Here is an 18,057-nt window from a genome sequence, read left to right as displayed (position 1 = left end):
GCGTGCAAGCAAATGCATTGTCTACTAAGAAACTGAATGTCTACTATGGAGAAAAGCACGCCGTTCAAGATGTGTCTCTCGACTTCGCCGAGAAGCAGGTAACGGCTCTGATCGGACCTTCCGGCTGCGGCAAATCGACGTTCCTGCGCAGCCTCAATCGTATGAATGACCTTATCCCAAGCTGCCGCGTTACCGGTGACATCTGGATGAAAGAGCATAACATTAACGGCAGCGAAACTGACGTAGTCGCGCTTCGCAAACATATCGGCATGGTGTTCCAGCGCCCGAATCCATTCCATAAGTCGATATATGAGAATATCGCGTTTGGTCCACGTTATCACGGTGTGAAGAAAAAGGCTGACCTTGATAATCTTGTCGAAGAATCTCTTCGCAAAGCCGCAATCTGGGATGAAACGAAAGACCGTCTTCACAAGTCCGCTTTCGCCCTATCCGGCGGCCAGCAGCAGCGTCTGTGCATCGCACGCTCTGTTGCATTGAAGCCCGACATCATCCTAATGGATGAGCCTACTTCCGCGCTTGATCCGATCTCGACCTCACGTGTCGAAGATCTGATTTCGGAGCTCAAGCAAGACTACAGCATCGTCATCGTGACGCATAACATGCATCAAGCTGCACGGATTTCTGACAAAACAGCCTTCTTCTTATCGGGCCATGTAGTGGAATACGATGAGACAGACAAGTTGTTCATGGATCCAAGCCAGAAACAGACGAGCGACTATATTTCGGGTCGTTTCGGTTGATCGAATGGACACACCGCTGCATAGAGAAAGCGAATATGGTTCGTTCATGGGGAATTGATCTTACGGTCAGTTCCCCTTTCATTTGCCGAATGAGCTGTTTCGTAATCGTTAGTCCAAGCCCGCTTCCCCTCCACTTGGTATTGCGAGATGCCTCCCCTGTATATAATCGGTCGAAGATATAAGGAAGATCGTTCGGCGATATGCCCGGGCCACGATCCATGACCGACACCCAAACATACAATTCCTCCACGCTCACCTTCACTTCAAGTGTCCCCCCGCTCTTCCCATAACGAATGGCGTTGGACAGCAGATTGAACATAATTCGTTCAATTACACGAGAGTCTCCCCATACCGACACTTCCATCTCCGGTACTTGTATCGTTTCTTGGATGCCTTCTGCACGTAACTGTTTACGGAAGAATACAATAATCTCTTCGAGAAGCGGGTTTAAGTCAACCGGCTGAAGCGAGAAGGTCATATCGTCCGACTCTAGTTTGGTCAATTCAAAAAACTGCTGAAACATATTTTGAATTTGGCGGCTCTTGGTCATGGCGACGGACAAGTATTCCAGACGCTCTTCTTCTTGCAGTGCTGTGTCGGTCATGACTGCCTCGATATAGCCGATCGTCGCTGTTAGCGGGGTTTGAAGGTCATGTGCCATATTCGCAATCATTCTTCGATGCAATTGCTCGGTGTCTGCTTCCCTGCGGATAACACTCTTGTACTGTTCAACCAACCGCTGCACGGCTGCTCCATGATGCTGAAATACCCGATCAGACAAACGACTACGAAACTTCCATTCCGGGTGATTCTCATTCAGCATTGACAGCGCATCGGTCATCTCTTCCATTGCACGCTTCAATCGAACATAGCGGAAAGCAAAATATAAACCTATCCACAACAACACTATAGTGCCAATGACTAAAATGCCGGACATCATATCGCTTGTCTGTCTCCCAACTTATAGCCAACTCCCCATACGGTATGGATATACTCCGGTTCCGAAGGATTGCGCTCGATCTTGACCCGAAGCCGACGAATCACGACTAGCAGCTTATTGTCATCCACGATATACTCATCCTTCCACACCGCACTTATAATCTCTTCCTTCGTAAAAACCTTGTTGGGCGACAGCATAAACAGCTTAAGCAGCTTGAATTCTGTTGCGGTTAAGGAGACCGGTCTTGCGTCGACCGTACATGAATGGGTATCTTCGTTCAACAGGAGCTGTTTATACGCGAACCGTGTCGGCAATGCTTGAACTGCTGTCTGCTGCTTGCCGCTCCAATCGACATATCGTCGAAGTATCGCTTTAACACGCGCAATAAATTCTGCTATCCCGAATGGCTTACCCAAATAGTCATCCGCCCCCAGTCGTAGGCCAACGACCTTATCCAGTTCGTCACTTTTTGCCGAAATAATGAGCACCGGCGTATGACTGGAAGCACGAAGGTGAGACAGCACTTGATAGCCATCCGCCCCGGGAATCATAAGGTCCTGGACAATGAGGTCAAAGGATACGCGATCGATCCACGCTATTGCGTCTTCTCCGTTGTCCGTCACCGTCACATGATATGCTTCCTTCTCCAGGTAGCGTTGGAGCAAACGCGCTATCTCAGCGTCATCCTCTACAAGCAATATTCGAGTCGGCTCCATTCGGACCTCCTGTAATTTGTAAGGATTTTGTCAGAATGATGAAATACCATAATCAACCTATTCAATCTATAATAAATCACAGATAGTAATATTTATCAATGATGCGAGAAGGTGATTACAATTGAGAATATCCTTGTGCAAACCGAGCAGCTTACGAAAGCCTATGGCCCACATACAGTGGTTGATCAAGTCAACCTTACGATTCAAAGAGGCGATATCTATGGTTTTCTCGGTCAGAATGGCGCTGGCAAGACAACGACGCTGCGCATGATTGTCGGACTTGTTAAGCCCACCTCAGGAACGGTCCATCTTTTCAATACGCGCAATCCAAAACAAGCTGTGCTTGAGAGAGTTGGCACGATGATTGACATGCCTGGCTTTTATAAGAATCTGACCGTCAGCGAGAATCTAGCGATCCATTGTGAACTGATCGGACTGAAGGATCCAACAGCCATTGAGCGATGCCTTCATCAGATCGGTCTGTGGGAAGCCCGCAACAAGACGGTTCGGAAGCTTTCAATGGGGATGCGGCAGCGCCTCGCAATCGGAAGAGCGATTATCCATCAGCCAGAATTGCTGCTGCTTGATGAACCAACGAACGGTCTTGATCCGGTTGGCATTCGTGAAATCCGCGAGCTGCTGCTTCAACTCTCGCGCCAGCAGCAAATCACCTTGCTTGTATCAAGTCATCTGCTAAGTGAGATCGATCAGCTAGCAACGCGGATCGGTATCATTCATCACGGCAAACTTCTGCAGGAGATTGATACTTCCATCCTTCGTCAGCGAATGCCGAGTTACCTGGAACTGAAGATCGTAGAGCCGTCGCGAACACTCTTCATTCTCGAACAGCATTTAGGTATCGCCAAATATGAGTTGTCCGATCCCGGAACGATCCGGTTATACGAACACGTCGAGGACAGTGCCGAGATCATTCGTACGCTTGTCATGAACGGGGTGCAAGTTATCGAGGCGGTACGGAAAAACGCCTCCTTGGAGGATTATTTTATCGATACGATCAGTACCAGGGAGGCGTCCTACTATGCTCAGTATCTTGCGCTGTGAGATAATTAAGCTGCGACGTTTGCACTTGGAATGGATTATCGCTGGCAGTGCACTATTCACCGGATTTCTCGAACTTTCCGCGATTCTATACCAGAAGCGCAATCACGGAACGTTGTTCTCTTGGGATTGGCTTATGTTTACGAATTTTCGCTATGTATCTTATTTGATTATCCCTATAGTTGTATCCCTGCTTGTTGGATTTCTTATCGCAAGAGAATACCAAGACAATACCGCGAATGTCATCTTTACTTATCGGTATCCGCGCAACTGGTTTCTGATCGGCAAATATTTGGTTATCATCCCGCTGCTATTCATTCTGATTCTGCTGGAATTCGCTGCAACAATCGGTGCAGGCTTGCTGCTGCCTGGACACCCGTCGCTTACACTCGCGATGATCGAGCATTACATGCGCATCTATGGATTGCTGTTTCTCATGGTGCTATGCTTCGTCCCTGCCGCTGCACTGATAAGTATCATATTCAAGAGCTACATCGCGTCAACCATTTATGGCCTGATCGTATTGATCTCAGGAGCCATTACTATCAACTCACCTACCATTGGTTTATGGTATCCTTGGGCCGCTCCAATCGTCATCATAAGCAGCTATTTCCCTAATAATCCGAATGCCACTCCAGCGCTTGATGATTGGAAGGGCATGATCAGTCTGCTCTTGCTGTTTGTTGTGCCCTTGCTCATTAATTTTCGACTGTATAGAAGAATCGATATTGCGAATACATAAGGAGCGGTTGATGATGAAGAAACGAATTCCAATACTCGCAGCGGTATTCCTGCTGCTGTCTGCCTCTATATTCTCTGCCTGCTCGAAAGACCAAGAGGACAAACCAGACCCGAATGAAACGTACCAGCTGTCATTCGCAGCGTCTCCGCCCCTCCCCGGCGTTACAATGGATTTGCTCAAAAAGCAGTTTCCGGAGATCACCTTCGAATTCGTATCCCTTAACCCAACACAGATGAAGCAGCGAATCGAAGCGAACGATGTACCTGACATTATTATGGATATCGATCGCGTAACCATCCCGCAAGAACTGTTCGATAAAGTCCAATACGATATGACACCGCTAATCCAGCAATCAGAGATCGACTTGAACGCCTTCGAACCCGGACTAATCGACCATGTAAGATCATACGGAACGGGAGAACAAATCTATGCCCTTCCATACAGCCGTTATTTATATGCTTTGTATTACAACAAGACCGTATTCGATCAAGTCGGCGTTCCTTACCCCACGGATGGTATGACGTGGACGGATACGCTCAATCTGGCCAAGCAGTTCTCAAACAAAATGAACATCCATGGACTCGAACCTATATTCACAGACTTGAGCTTCGTCTCCTTGATCGATCAACGAGGTCTCTCGTTCCTGGATGCGGGCACCGATCGAGCGCAAGTTGACAGCGATGGATGGAAGCAGCTATTCGAGAACATTCGGGAAATCTACAGCATTGCTGGCAATGGCATGGAGTATGCCGGGAACGTTAGAGCATTCACAGAGCAGGGAAAAATTGCGATGGCACTCGGCTATGGGCTTGATTTCCTGCAAGGCGGCAGCGCTAGTCAAGACATCGATCTTGTATCGTTCCCTACGTTGGATGACGTCCCATCAGTGGGTCCGGGTAACCGAACGCTTAATCTGATGCTTACTGCTCAAAGCAAGAATAAACAAAAAGCAATGGAAGTTATACAATACTTGTTGTCGCCGGATGTTCAGCTGCAGAACTCGAAGAACGGCATCGCTCCGGTACTCGCAGATAGCGAAATCATGCGCGCGTACGGTACGGAGGTTCAATCGATCCAGGGTAAGCATCTCGAAGCTTTCTTCCAGAATAAGCTGCCTAACATCGGCGCAATCAGTCCTTATGAGGGCACAGCATATCTAACCGCCGGACCATTCTTCCAGAAAGCGATCGACCGCGAGCAGAATCTATCAGAGGTATTGAGCGCAATGAAATTAGCGATCGACAAATCGATTACGGAGCTTAAGAATCACACGACAAGCGATTTGGACTAATGCAGCAAAGGAGCTGACCGCCATGGCAGTCAGCTCCTTTGCTATTCGTACACAAGATTCGATTAGATCAGGTTCTCTACAGCGGCACGCTCGATTGCGAGGCCGCGCTTGTAGCGCTCCATGAATACTTCGAAACCTTCAACGTCCTTCGCGTCCGGAGCGATCGTCTCGCCCGCTTGGCCTGCGAATACTTTGCCGCTGAGGTACTCTTCGAGCGTTTCGTTACCCGATTTGTTGATCATGTAGGAAGCAAGCAGGGCAATACCCCAAGCGCCGCCTTCGCCAGCTGTTTCCATAACGGAAACTGGAACGTTGAGCGCGCCAGCCATAATGCGCTGACCTACACCCTTCGTCTTGAACAGACCGCCGTGGCCGAGGATCTCGTCCAGCTTCACGCCCTCTTCCTTCAGCAAGATGTCCATACCAATCTTCAGTGCGCCCAGCGCCGTCGACAGGTGAACACGCATGAAGTTCGGCAGGTTGAAGTTGCTGTCCGACGAACGTACGAACAATGGACGTCCTTCTTCGAAGTGCGTCATGTGCTCGCCCGACAGGTAGCCGTATGCCAGCAGGCCGCCGCAATCTGCATCGCCTTGAAGCGCCAGATTGTACAGTGTGCCGTACAATGTGTTCATGTCGAAGTTCATGCCCATCGCTTTGCCGAATTGCTCGAACAGACCAACCCATGCGTTCAGGTCCGAAGAGCAGTTATTCGAGTGAGCCATTGCAACAAGACTGCCCGTAGGCGTGGTTACAAGGTCGATCTCTTCATATGCTCGGGACAATTCTTTCTCCAGAACGACCATTGCGAATACGGAAGTACCAGCGGATACGTTACCTGTACGTTGTGCTACGCTGTTCGTTGCGACCATACCCGTACCTGCGTCACCTTCTGGCGGACAGAGCGGGATGCCGGCTTGCAGCTCGCCGGAAACGTCGAGCAGTTTCGCGCCCTCAGCCGTCAGCGCGCCAGCGCTTTCGCCAGCAGACAATACGCCTGGCAGGATGTCTTCCAGCTTCCAAGGCAGGTTGCGGGAAGCGATCAGCTCGTTGAACTGATTGATCATCGTCTTGTTAAATTGTTTCGTGTTGATATCGATCGGGAATACGCCGGATGCTTCGCCTACGCCAAGAACCTTCTGACCCGTCAGCTTCCAATGGATGTAGCCAGCCAGCGTCGTCTGGAAGCTAATGTTCGCCACATGCTCTTCACCGTTCAGAATCGCCTGATACAGGTGAGCAATGCTCCAGCGCTGCGGAATATGGAAGTTGAACAGTTCCGTCAATTCTGCGGATGCTTGCGCTTGCAGATTGTTTCTCCACGTACGGAATGGAACGAGCAGCTCATCGGATTTGTCGAATGCCACGTAACCGTGCATCATACCGCTGAAGCCGATTGCGCCAATCGTGTGAAGCGTAACGCCGTATTGCTCTTTCACTTGATTCGCCATCTTCGTATAGCTGTCTTGAATGCCCTTCCAAATCGCATCAATGCTGTACGTCCAGATGTTGTTCTCGAGGCTGTTCTCCCAGTCGTGTGCGCCGGAAGCGATCGAAACATGATCCTCACCGATAAGAACGGCTTTGATACGTGTGGAGCCAAGCTCAATACCCAGTACTGTTTTGCCGCTCTGGATAGCATTTTTCACATCGAGACTCATGCGTTTTCCCCCATCATACAATATACGTTCCTAATTTGGTTAATTAGTTAACCTATTTGTTAACTAACCTTGTAGAGCTATCATACCATAGAATATAAATTCGGAGTATTATAAATTATCTAGCTCTCATCTGTTCTATTATAAAACAAGAACGCTTCCATTTCCAAATAAGAAGATGCAATCGGGAAGGTTTTCGGCAGGAATTTTTTCAGAACAATGTTGAATTAACGCATGCATTCATCCAACTCTATCTAATATTAAGAGGTTAACCCATTAACTTGCGAGAATCTCCATTGTATATACACAAGAGACTGCCCGATCACGGACAGTCCCCTCTATCACACATCTAAACTTCCTTAACAACTTCATCTTCAATTTGTACAAAATGCTGCGGGTTCAATCGTATAAACGAACTGATACGCTTGATGCTGTCTTGTTCAATCTCTTGAAACCTGATATATAATTGAGCTGCTATATTAGCCAACTCCGGATTCTGCTCTAAATCTCGGAACGGATGAAATTCCGATTCGACCTCTGACTTTCGCTCATGTTCCTCTATGACCTGTCTCGTATCCTCAAGCAGCTGTACCATCTGATCATCTCCGAAGTAACTTAAGCCTTTGGTTACACCTATCCAATAACCTGGCGTCTGCAGCATGTAAGCCACCCAAGCATACATTTCGCCTGCTGAACTCCGCGCATGATCATAGAACACCCTAAACATGCACAGCGCCTGCTGGCTTAGGTTCAAGCTGCCAATCACCTGCGTCTTCGTCGCGGCATCTTTGGCGCGGATGCTAACTAACATCGGCTCTACGCAGACCCAACTAAGTCTCTCGTCACTCATCGAGTCAAATTCCGTTTGCTTCATCGTGATTAAGGTCAATTCAACACGCTCCTCTATCCAAAATTTTACTATCAAGAAGCTATGATGTCTACGACTGTGACGTTCGAAATAACTGGAGAAATACGATAAAGACGACAGGCACCCATGCATTCGCTTGGGCAACCTATCGTCTGTTGATTAACTGAAGTATAGTTATCGCCTTATCCCTTCACCGAACCTGGCATCATACCGTTGATGAAGTATTTCTGGCATGCAATGAACAGCGTTATTACTATTGTCTAAAATATTCCTTCACAACCTCGAAAGCCAGCTTCGGTCTGCGGTACTTGTCAACGATGCCTTTGCTGTTCTGCGTGCCAGCACGGCTGAACAGCCAGCCCAAGTCTTCCACAACACGGCAATCGCAGAACTGCCAGATGAACATACCGGAAATATACGGTCTGGACGTGTAGGCAGCTAGATTGCTTTCAATAATATCTGCTTGCCTCTCCTCTGTCCCGCGAACACGACTTGCATCACGCATGCCGTAGAACCCGTCACCGCCAAATTCGCTCATAATAATCGGCTTACCCGCCCCGCCAAGCGTTTCGGCCCAGCCGCGCGCCCGATCGACAAGCTCGCCCGGATCTTCATCCGTATACCACTGCGGATACAAGTTGAACGAAATGATATCCGCCAGATCGAAGCATATATCATGCTCCCGATGATGAGTCGCATAAGTAAGCGGACGGGATTGATCCATCCCTCTTATCTGTGCTAATTGCTCGCGATACATTTCTCTTCCTTCGGGGGTATTGCTGGCACACTCGTTCAAGATGCCCCAAATGATGATGCTCGGGTGATTGTAATGGTTCTCGACCATTTCTTCGTTGCATACGAGGCACTGCTCCTGAAATCTCGGATCCCGCATATGTTCAATATCGAGCCCTCTTGCATGATTCTCTTCCCACACATAGATGCCGCGCTCATCGCATAGATCCAGAAAACGCTCGTCATTCGGATAGTGGCTTGTTCTTACAGCATTCGATCCTGCTTCCAGCATAAGCTCCATATCTTGCACCATTAGCTGGTAGGGGAACGATGCGCCAACGATCGGGTGGTCCTCATGACGATTGAAGCCCTTGAGCACAATGTCCTCGCCATTGACTTGAATTCGTCCGTTCGCCGTTGTTACCGTCCGGAAGCCAACGCGTTCGATTAGATCGTCTGAAGCTTGCGCTTCGCCATCTCGGAACAGCTGAACTTGCAGCTTATATAAGGCAGGCGATCCGTTAGACCATGCCTGGACTTTATGGAACTCACCGCTTGTTCGGATCATTGTTGTTTCTCCAGCTTGAATATGTGCAGCCGGGAAGGTAATCGGCGTATCGCCGAGCAATCCTTGCAATTGCACCTGTGCCGTCGACGTGCTTGTATTAGTCACAACCGCTGCTATGGAAGCCTGCCATTGACCGTTCACATAAGATGGCGTGAATTGAAGATGTTTGATATAGACAGGCTCGATATATTCAATGCCTACAGGGCGGATAATGCCCCCGTACGTGTAGTAATCATTGGCGATATGCAGCTTGGAGTCTTCATTGAAGCTGTTATCGACCATCACAACAAGCTCATGCTCACCTGCTTCGATGTCTGCAATCAGCGGTGATGTGAAAGGGGTATACGCATTGTAATGCTGCGCGACCTCTACACCGTCGAAGAAGACACGTGCAGTGTGGCTTACACCTTTGAAGAGCAAGCGAACAGCTGTCTTCTCGGCTATATGAATCGTTCTGCGATAAACCCCTTTACCGCGATAAGTGTGAAGCTTCGGATGCATCTCCCAGCAGCCCGGCACCGGAATCCGATACTGGTAGCTCTCCGGTATGGTGTCCGCTTGCCCGGTCGGCTCGAAGTCCCAATCCCCTTCCAGCTCCACAACTTGACGTATTTCATTGGTTCGAAAAAGCCGCAGCATCACATATGCACTCCTTATTCGTATACTTCTTCTCAACCTCATTATAGTTGTCTCAAGTGAAAGGTGAATATGTGATAGTTTCGACTTCATGTCAAAAAGTTCGATCCTTTGCGTTCATTAAATCCAGTGTTATACTAATCTCAATACCTATATGTCAATAAGTAGAGGATTTATAATGAACAAACAAGCCGCGAATATGGGGATCCTAAGTGATCTGTCCGAGCTCATTTCACTCCGCATGAAATCGTTCCTAGCGCTCCAGCACGACGGGGCGTGGATCGAACATCGAGCACACATTGATTATGATCTGTGGTTCATACAAGAAGGAACCGTTGCGATAACGATAGACGGTGTTGAACATCTGGCTAATCCAGGCGATGTTGTTTTCTTCTATCCAGATATCCCGTATAAAGCTACAACCGTCAATCAGGTAGGCTGCCGCTTCAACTATATTCATTTCGACTTCGAGATTGGGAAGCAGCAGCGGATTTTGAATGATTTTCAGCTGTCGGGTGTTGTTCCATATAAGCTAGTACGGGAAGAAGTCGACCTGTGCACCAACGCGTTAGTCAGAGCTGATCAGTCCCCTTCCGGTAACCGGCTATATCTGAAGGCATGTCTAACCGCAGTAGTTGCGAGGATAATCGAGTTGCACGGGCAAGGCCAATATACCGGCGCGTTCAGAGGAAGGAATGAAACAAGAACAACAAGCGGGAGCTTAGAACTGCTGCATCCGGTGTTTGAGTACATCAGCCATCATATCCATCAGACCATTCGCGTGAATGAACTGGCTGCGCTTGTAGGTATTTCGGAGAAATACTTCATTACGAGCTTCAAGAAGACGCTTGGCATAACGCCGGGGCAATACATCTACCAGATTCGTATGAACCGTGCCAGAGATTATCTCAACGAGCGCAAATATTCGGTGCAGCAAATCGCCACACTGCTCGGATACCCGGATCCGTTCACATTCTCGAAGGCGTTCAAGAAATATTATCAGGTTGCGCCTTCTAAATTTGAATAATAGAGAAAGTTGCTGTCCCAAACATAGGTCAGCTTACTAGCTCCCTGAACCAACACTCGCAACAGTCCAGAAAATCCAGTGTTTCTTCAAATAGAATACACCTGAGTCATTCTTGGTAACGGGATCTCTATACCCAATAACCTCATAAAGATAGCCATACTGCCTATCATGTCTATCCTTGTCCGTTATTTCTACTGTATAGCTCTGTAATGGTCTTAAGTGAAAGAAAATATACCTTCTTATTGCTAACCCAGGCGATAAAAAGCTCGCGATCCACAAAGTAATAATGACAGCAACGATAATGACAATTGTTCCCTTTATAAGGCGTTTGTTAGCCATATGTTCATCCTCCATTAAGTTATCGTTTCCGGGGTTCCAAGATAATAATATCAATCATACTTCAATCCTTCCAAAAATTGATATTATCTCAACTGTTCTTTTTTAGAAGTCAACCCTATGAAACAACAAAGAAATGGCGGTGTCAGGGAGTCATCCCTGCACCGCCATTTCTAATTAACTTCCAATTAACCGGAACCAGCTAATCGACACCGATCCTTGCAGCACTAAATAAACATCGCGGCGGCCTGAAGCGAGCGATAGTCCGCAAGTGAAGCTGCGCCAAGCACGCCCTTCTCCAGCAACGAGTACGCATCTACCCGCAACCGATCCATCCGGTCCATCCAGCCTTATCTCAACAACTGCGTCTTCCTTACTCGAAGCCCTCAGCTCGATCGCAGAGACTCCCTCTCCAAGCTCCGCGTCACAGAACGCGATCCAACCTGTCTCTTCCGTTACAATCGCAGCGCTGCCGCCTTCCGTACACTCGCCAAGATGAATGCCATCGTAAGTATCGTAGTTGGCAGCACGGGTTACTCGCATAAGATCTCGCGGAGGAATGGTCTCACCGTCGATTCGAAGCCGCTGCTCCAGCCGCATATCACTAGACGAAGCACCGATAAGAATCGCATATTCACCATCTTCTATACAGAATCGTTCACGCGTTACATCCCAGATTGCAAGCGAATCAAGCGACAGCTGGAACGACACGCTCACTGTCTCCCCAGGAGCCAATGCAATCCGCTTAAAGTCGGTCAGCTGCAAGCGTGGACGCTTCACGCGCGAGACATCCAGTCGTGTATAGAGCTGTACAACCTCTTCACCCATTCGATCGCTCGTATTCGTTACATCGCATGTAACTTGAACAGCCGATTGGGGTCCAGCTTCAACACGTTCGTCAGACAATACCAGTCTGTCATATCGGAAGCTGCTATATGACAGCCCATGTCCGAACGGGTAGAGCGGCTCGCCATCGAAATATTGATACGTCCGGCCACCCTGGATAATGTCGTAATCCATCAGTGGCGGCAGCTGATCCACGGACTTATACCACGTCATATTCACGCGGCCCGCCGGATTAACATCACCGAACAGTACATCCGCTACAGCGCGGCCTAGCTCTTGACCCGCGTGAGAAGTGTACAGTATCGCTGGCACCTTCTCCTGCAGCGAGTTCAACGCAAACGGATAGCTGCCGACAACGACGACAATCGTGTTCGGGTTCGCTGCAAGCACCTCCAATACGAGGCGCTCTTGTGAAGCCGCCAGTGTAATGTCGGCCCGATCCATCGTCTCTTTGCCATTGATTAGAGGATGATTGCCAACAACGACGATTGCAGCATCGGCACCACGCGCTGCTTCTACAGCTACATTAACCCCGTTCGCCACGCATTCCAACTCGAAAGCTTCGGCTGGCGGCGTTCCAACACTTGAATGCTCGACTTCCTCTATACCGCCGACATTTACGACATTAGCCGTTTCAGATGCACGTCCATCGCCAACAAGCAGCACACCTGTCTCTTCATCTATAGTCAACGGCATTCCATTCCAGGTCGTAATATTCACGTCACTTCTGTTGTCATCATCGACGGGATGAATATGAAACACTTCCTTCGTAAACCAACCCGCAATCTGCTCAGACGATGCATGAATCGCCTTATCATCCGTCGTCAGATACCGCCTGTTCCGCTCGGCGATGATGGTATGACTGCTCCAGCCCCAGTCCTCCACTTCCAGGATGTCTCCATCCTCAGCTTGATCGGAAGCTGCGATCAGCGATGCCTTCTCATCTTCTCCTAGCTTGACATAACGCCCGCTTCTGACCGCCTTCAATCGGATGCGATCGGCACCGCTCACATATTGGGTTTCAACACGAGTTCCATCTGCTTCAAGGTGCTCTCGAATTCCCTGCAGCGGCGTAATGGCGTACGGTGGCGTGCCGCTGTACATATCGCTGAACAGACGATCCGCCAAAGGTCCGATGACCGCAACTTTACGCAGCTTATCCGCTTGCAGCGGCAGTGTTTGCTTCTCATTTTTCAACAAAACGATCGCCTTCTGAACCGCTTCCCTAGACAATTCTGCATGTAACGGACGTAGGATAGCCGATTCGTCAAGTTCAGCATACGGATTCTGTTCGATTGGATCGAACTCTCCCAGACGGAATCGAACACGGAACGTATTGCGCAGCGCAATATCGAGGTCATTCTCCGTCAGAAGCCCGTCCGCAAGCGCCTCGCGAATCGCATCGATCACGACTTGAGCTTCATCCGTAATACTGTCGATGCCGCCCTCCCGAATCGAACGAGCCACCGCTTCTTTATTCGTATCGACATAGTGATGATCGCGCACTGTTCCCGTCACATCGAACGCATCGCTCACAACAAATCCATTCATTCTCCATTCGTGTTTGACGATATCGATGACATCCCGATTAAGGTTTGCCGGCACACCATTAATCGCGTTGTATGCCGTCATCATCGACAGCGCTCCGCCTTCTTTAAACGGAATTTCGAATGCTTTCAAGTAATATTCACGAAGGTTACGCGGATCGAGGCTGACCGAAGTATCGCCCCGTCCCACTTCATTGTTATTGCCAATAAAATGCTTCAGCGTCGCGACTGCCTTCAAATAAAAGGGATGATCACCTTGAATGCCTTGCGTCAATGCAGCCGTTAATTTGCCAGCCAACACGGGATCTTCACCGTATGCTTCCTCTGTCCGCCCCCATCGCGGGTCACGCTCCATATCGACCGTTGGCGCCCACAGCGTTAGCCCATTATGCGTAGGATTCTTCTTATAAAAGCCGCGTGCTTCATCGCCAATCGCACTACCAATTCGCTTCAGCAGATCTTTGTCCCACGTACACGCTAAGCCAATCGGCTGCGGATAACCAGTCGCCTCTCCAAGCCAAGCGATTCCGTGCGCCGCCTCCGTTCCATGCTTATAGGCCTGAATGCCAAGCCGTTCCACTGCAATCTGATACTGAGGCATAAGCCCGATTTTCTCTTCCAGCGTCAAGTGTCCAATTAAGTCGTTCACGCGGTCCTCTATTGGAAGCTTATCGTTCCAATAGAGATCATTCGGTTTACTGTTAGCTGACAATCGACAACACTCCTCCGTTATTCCGTGACTTCATAATCAAACCAATCAAAGTGTGCAGGCGTCTCTGATCGAGTACCGTTTCCTGTTGCATACATGGCAATGAATACACCAGTAAACCCGCCAGCTGCTTCGGTAGAGAGAAACCTTGTTTCGCCTCTGCCGAATGGAACCTCCGATTCTTCTTCCCGACTAGCGAATCCGAACTCATAATGCGTCTTATGTGCTTGAACCGTCAGTATCACCGAATCATCGGACCAAGGCATTTCATTCTCGACCTTCCACATCGAACCGATCCTCCTGCGGAAAATGAGCTTGCGCCCGCTCTGCGTCTGCATGATCGCGATCTCATAATGGAACTGCTCGTTCATGTATGCCGTTATTCCTGCTTCGTCCCCAGTCCGTTCCGGAACAAACGTCAGGTGCACACGCGCACGGCATTCAAAATGCTGCTGCCTTCTGCCAACAAACGCAGGCACGCCGAGCTCGTTCAACGTTGATGCGGAACCAAACAACGTCAGGCAGCCACTCTTCTCGGTAAGTGATCGATTCGCTTGATCATTTCCACGCAAGAAGCTCCAATACGAAGCGAGATAGGTAGCGTCGAAATCGTCTCGCACAGAACCAACCTTAACCTGCTGCGCACAAAGGTTGTCCACCTCCATCTGTTCATCTACGGTTCCATTATTCCCAATGATCGGCCAGCCATCTTCTGTCCATGTAACTGGCGCAAGGAAGGTTTCCCGTCCTAGATGGTGGTAATTCGGATAACCCGCAGGCCGAATGCCGAGAAAAACAGCCCACCAGCTGCCATCAGCCGCCTCCACTAGGTCGGCATGGCCCGTTGCATGAATGCTCTTCAACAGGCTCCGATGCGTCAGAATCGGATTATGCGGGCAACTCTCGAATGGACCATCCGGCCGCTTGCTTCTTGCCATCGTGACCATATGCCCGTATTCGGTTCCGCCTTCCGCCATCATGAGATAATACCATTCACCGATTCGATACAGATGCGGCGCTTCCGGATACTGTCCGCCGGTCCCTCGCCAGATTAAGGTCACGTCTGATAGACGTTTCCCCGTCTTCAGATCGATGCGGCTCTGGTAAGCCCCCTGCCCGAAGGCATCATTGGAAGTTGTATAATAGACCGATCCATCCTCATCAAAGAACAGATCGGGATCAATCCCATGCTGATCGACATAAATCGGATCCGACCACTCGCCTCTAGGATCATCCGTATAGACGTAGAAGTTGCCGCCGCCGGATACATTGGTAGTCGTCATATAGTAGAGGCCATCGTAATAGCGGATTGTTGGCGCATAGATGCCGCCTGAACTTCTAGCATTGCGCAAATCCAGTTGTTCCGTTCGTGTCAGAACATGTCCGAGCTGTTCCCAATTCACAAGATCTTTACTGTGAAACAGCGGCACTCCGGGGTAATATTCGAACGAGCTGGTCACCAAGTAATAGTCCTCGCCGACTCTGCAGATGCTAGGGTCCGGATGAAAGCCACTGATGACAGGATTGGTGTAGTGCATACATGTTCTCTCCTAATTGTGCATTTTGATGCTGCTGAGAAGCATTATAGTTGAACGTTTATCCAACTAGCCTTGATTTTCTGGTCTCAAAATAGGATCTTAAGGACATCCATTCTATCGAGCCTCAATCGTGAAAGCGATGTATGGTGCGACTTTCACACACGTAAAGAAACCCAAGCGGATCAACCGAACTTGGGTTTCCTGCTGTTCAATTACTTCTTAATATGAACGATCACATCGACGTTGACTTCCTGATCTCTCGGGCACCTGCTTGAAAGTTACGAGACGATTCGTTCCAAATTATTCATTCCACAGCTTCACGCGGTCCTGTACATAACGCGTAAAGCCTTTCTCCATCTTCTCAACGCCTGCATCTACAAGCGTTTTCTGATATTTGTCCCAAATTGCATCGAATTCCTCCGGCTTAGCCATTACCGCTTGCGGGATCCATTTCCACGTAATGTCCTTCATCTTGTTCGCCAGAATGTTCACTTCATCATCGCTTGGCACAGCAATATTCCACGCCGCGCCCCATGCTTTAATCGGGAATTGATCCTCGTTCGGGAACAGATCCATCCAAGTCGTCGCATTGTAAGCCTTCAACGTTTCTTTGTCTTCATCCGTATAAGAATCGATGATTTGCTCCGGGAAGTTCTTCGTATAGTAGTTGCCCGTCGAATCCTTCACGCCATCGCCGTAATGCGCGCCGATGTTCGTATAGAAGCCGATGCCCGTTTCTTTGCTGAACGCGGTGTTATCGTTCACAATTCGCTGTTGAACATCGGCTGGAACAACGCGTTTGCCATCCTGCATGTTATATTGCTTGCCTTCAATGCCCCAGTTGTTAAGCACTTGCGCTTGCTCGGAAGCAAGATAATCGAGGAATTGAATCGCGCGAATCGGATCTTTGCAATCTTTCGTGATGCCAACGCCCCAACCAGCTGTGAAGCCAGTCGATTGGAAGCGATTATCCTTGTACTTATCGGACACCATGACCGAGTAGTGGCCATACGTTTGATCATATTTGCCTGCGGATTTCAGCGACTTCTCGCCGTCTGAATAATCCCAATCTGCGTCGATCAAGCCAATGACACGGCCCGATGCGATTTTGGCCAAATATTGGTCGGATTTCTGAGTGAACGTTTCTTTGTCGAGCAGACCTGTGTTATACATGTGATTAAGCCATTGGAAGTATTCCTTCTCACCCTCCGTACGGAAGTGATAATGAGCTTCGTTGGTAGCTGGATCGATGTAATATTCGCCGTCGCCGGATTTACCGGTTGTTTCGGCTGCAGGGTTCGTTACCGAAATGTACATCTTCCAATCGTCCGCATTCAGCGTTACGCCGATATTCTTGTTGCCTGCCTCATCGGTTGGATGCTTCTCGAGATAAGCCTTGATAACGTTCTCATAATCTTGCAGCGTCTTAATTGACGGATAACCTGCTTCTTTCACTGCGCGGTGCTGCAGCTCGAAGCCGCCGCCGGCTACGAACGATTTGTTGTCCATCCCCGAGTATGTCGGAATGACATAGATCGATTGGTCGTCGTTGCTGTAGCGGAGACGCTTCATTTGATCGCCGAACAGCTTCTTGATGTTAGGCGCGTACTTATCGATCAGATCGGTAAGATCAAGCATCGCGCCTGCGTCGACCAGCTTGCTCAAATCGCCTTTCGCACTGATCAGATCTGGATAATCGCCGCTCGTTGCAATGAGTGCCACCTTCTGCGAAGGGTCGCCAACAGCGAATTCCGCATTCAGTGTAACGCCAGTTGCTTCCGTGATGGCCTGTCCAACTTGATCCTTCATGCCTTGCCAGTTCGGATTCGCATCCTCGGCGAAGAACGAGAACGTAATAGGCGACTTATCGTCAGTCTTCGTCTGATCCGCGCTTGACGTATCCCCTGTCTCTGTAGTCTGTGCACCCTTGTCATCATCATTGCTGCCGCCGCATCCTGCCAGCAGGCCAACAGCGAGCGTCAGCGTGACGCCTAGTCCTGTCATTCGTTTCATGCTGCTCATTGAAACTCCCCCTCAAGTTCAGCTTATATTGTATAAAACAGGTCGCCCTGCCAATACCGAT

14 protein-coding genes are annotated in these 18,057 nt (G+C 49.2%); 5 read left to right on the top strand and 9 right to left on the bottom strand.

Annotated features, from left to right (window positions below):
• The first annotated feature begins 2 nt into the window (after window positions 1-2).
• Window positions 3-761, top strand: a complete 759-nt coding sequence (gene pstB / locus H8B09_RS26535) for a phosphate ABC transporter ATP-binding protein PstB (RefSeq protein WP_191206615.1) — start codon at window positions 3-5, stop codon at window positions 759-761.
• Here the strand turns inward: pstB and H8B09_RS26530 are convergent.
• Together H8B09_RS26530 and H8B09_RS26525 are read right to left on the bottom strand one after the other, a co-directional pair.
• The gene (locus H8B09_RS26530; RefSeq protein WP_224754034.1) at window positions 706-1,701 is read right to left on the bottom strand and encodes a sensor histidine kinase; all 996 of its coding nucleotides are present in this window, start codon (window positions 1,699-1,701) and stop codon (window positions 706-708) included. The two genes, pstB and H8B09_RS26530, sit on opposite strands and share 56 nt — an antisense overlap.
• Window positions 1,698-2,417, bottom strand: coding sequence for a response regulator transcription factor (locus H8B09_RS26525; protein ID WP_191206613.1), 720 nt, complete (start codon window positions 2,415-2,417; stop codon window positions 1,698-1,700). The genes H8B09_RS26530 and H8B09_RS26525 overlap by 4 nt, the downstream gene beginning before the upstream one ends.
• A 111-nt stretch (window positions 2,418-2,528) precedes the next feature.
• Here H8B09_RS26525 and H8B09_RS26520 point away from each other — a divergent pair, with 111 nt between their 5' ends.
• Genes H8B09_RS26520 through H8B09_RS26510 form a run of 3 tightly spaced genes read left to right on the top strand, consistent with a single transcriptional unit; the run spans window position 2,529 to window position 5,509 of the window.
• Window positions 2,529-3,479, top strand: a complete 951-nt coding sequence (locus H8B09_RS26520; protein WP_318152778.1) for an ABC transporter ATP-binding protein — start codon at window positions 2,529-2,531, stop codon at window positions 3,477-3,479.
• A complete protein-coding gene (locus tag H8B09_RS26515) occupies window positions 3,457-4,218 on the top strand; it encodes a DUF2705 family protein (RefSeq protein ID WP_191206612.1) in 762 nt (253 codons plus the stop codon). Before H8B09_RS26520 ends, H8B09_RS26515 begins: the two co-directional genes overlap by 23 nt.
• Before the next feature lie 10 nt (window positions 4,219-4,228).
• Complete coding sequence (locus tag H8B09_RS26510; RefSeq protein ID WP_224754033.1) at window positions 4,229-5,509, top strand: ABC transporter substrate-binding protein; 1,281 nt, start codon at window positions 4,229-4,231, stop codon at window positions 5,507-5,509.
• A gap of 62 nt (window positions 5,510-5,571) precedes the next feature.
• Here H8B09_RS26510 and H8B09_RS26505 read toward each other — a convergent pair whose 3' ends face one another.
• The 3 genes from H8B09_RS26505 to H8B09_RS26495 all read right to left on the bottom strand — a co-directional run bounded on the left by H8B09_RS26505 (window position 5,572) and on the right by H8B09_RS26495 (window position 9,974).
• Window positions 5,572-7,170 carry a xylulokinase gene (locus H8B09_RS26505; RefSeq protein WP_191206610.1) on the bottom strand — a complete coding sequence of 533 codons (1,599 nt, stop codon included), beginning with the start codon at window positions 7,168-7,170 and terminating at the stop codon, window positions 5,572-5,574.
• Between the two features lie 346 nt (window positions 7,171-7,516).
• On the bottom strand, window positions 7,517-8,056 hold the full coding sequence (locus H8B09_RS26500; RefSeq protein ID WP_224754032.1) for a hypothetical protein: 540 nt from the start codon (window positions 8,054-8,056) through the stop codon (window positions 7,517-7,519).
• A 232-nt stretch (window positions 8,057-8,288) separates the two neighbouring features.
• A complete protein-coding gene (locus tag H8B09_RS26495) occupies window positions 8,289-9,974 on the bottom strand; it encodes a glycoside hydrolase family 2 protein (protein WP_191206608.1) in 1,686 nt (561 codons plus the stop codon).
• 175 nt (window positions 9,975-10,149) lie between these two features.
• Here H8B09_RS26495 and H8B09_RS26490 point away from each other — a divergent pair, with 175 nt between their 5' ends.
• Window positions 10,150-10,998 (top strand): AraC family transcriptional regulator, encoded by an 849-nt coding sequence (locus H8B09_RS26490; protein WP_191206607.1) that lies wholly within the window; start codon window positions 10,150-10,152, stop codon window positions 10,996-10,998.
• 36 nt (window positions 10,999-11,034) lie between these two features.
• Here the strand turns inward: H8B09_RS26490 and H8B09_RS26485 are convergent, their stop codons facing one another.
• From H8B09_RS26485 to H8B09_RS26470, 4 genes are all read right to left on the bottom strand, one after another.
• Window positions 11,035-11,337 (bottom strand): YjcN family protein, encoded by a 303-nt coding sequence (locus tag H8B09_RS26485; protein WP_191206606.1) that lies wholly within the window; start codon window positions 11,335-11,337, stop codon window positions 11,035-11,037.
• A 174-nt stretch (window positions 11,338-11,511) separates the two neighbouring features.
• Complete coding sequence (locus tag H8B09_RS26480; RefSeq protein ID WP_397376099.1) at window positions 11,512-14,439, bottom strand: glycoside hydrolase family 3 C-terminal domain-containing protein; 2,928 nt, start codon at window positions 14,437-14,439, stop codon at window positions 11,512-11,514.
• A 17-nt stretch (window positions 14,440-14,456) separates the two neighbouring features.
• Complete coding sequence (locus H8B09_RS26475) at window positions 14,457-15,974, bottom strand: glycoside hydrolase family 43 protein (protein ID WP_191206605.1); 1,518 nt, start codon at window positions 15,972-15,974, stop codon at window positions 14,457-14,459.
• Between the two features lie 300 nt (window positions 15,975-16,274).
• The gene (locus tag H8B09_RS26470) at window positions 16,275-17,996 is read right to left on the bottom strand and encodes an ABC transporter substrate-binding protein (protein ID WP_191206604.1); all 1,722 of its coding nucleotides are present in this window, start codon (window positions 17,994-17,996) and stop codon (window positions 16,275-16,277) included.
• Window positions 17,997-18,057 lie beyond the last annotated feature (61 nt).

This window comes from Paenibacillus terricola (assembly GCF_014779765.1).
In the GTDB taxonomy this organism is placed as follows: Bacteria; Bacillota; Bacilli; order Paenibacillales; family Paenibacillaceae; genus Paenibacillus_T; species Paenibacillus_T terricola.
This window is presented reverse-complemented; position numbering and strand designations above follow the sequence as displayed.

Bases quoted from the DNA above. Each gene is read 5' to 3' on its own strand.
- H8B09_RS26530 (WP_224754034.1), bottom strand. From the start codon at position 1,701: ATGATGTCCGGCATTTTAGTCATTGGCACTATAGTGTTGTTGTGGATA.
- H8B09_RS26525 (WP_191206613.1), bottom strand. From the start codon at position 2,417: ATGGAGCCGACTCGAATATTGCTTGTAGAGGATGACGCTGAGATAGCG.
- H8B09_RS26515 (WP_191206612.1), top strand. From the start codon at position 3,457: ATGCTCAGTATCTTGCGCTGTGAGATAATTAAGCTGCGACGTTTGCAC.
- H8B09_RS26510 (WP_224754033.1), top strand. From the start codon at position 4,229: ATGATGAAGAAACGAATTCCAATACTCGCAGCGGTATTCCTGCTGCTG.
- H8B09_RS26505 (WP_191206610.1), bottom strand. From the start codon at position 7,170: ATGAGTCTCGATGTGAAAAATGCTATCCAGAGCGGCAAAACAGTACTG.
- H8B09_RS26495 (WP_191206608.1), bottom strand. From the start codon at position 9,974: ATGCTGCGGCTTTTTCGAACCAATGAAATACGTCAAGTTGTGGAGCTG.
- H8B09_RS26490 (WP_191206607.1), top strand. From the start codon at position 10,150: ATGAACAAACAAGCCGCGAATATGGGGATCCTAAGTGATCTGTCCGAG.
- H8B09_RS26485 (WP_191206606.1), bottom strand. From the start codon at position 11,337: ATGGCTAACAAACGCCTTATAAAGGGAACAATTGTCATTATCGTTGCT.
- H8B09_RS26475 (WP_191206605.1), bottom strand. From the start codon at position 15,974: ATGCACTACACCAATCCTGTCATCAGTGGCTTTCATCCGGACCCTAGC.
- H8B09_RS26470 (WP_191206604.1), bottom strand. From the start codon at position 17,996: ATGAGCAGCATGAAACGAATGACAGGACTAGGCGTCACGCTGACGCTC.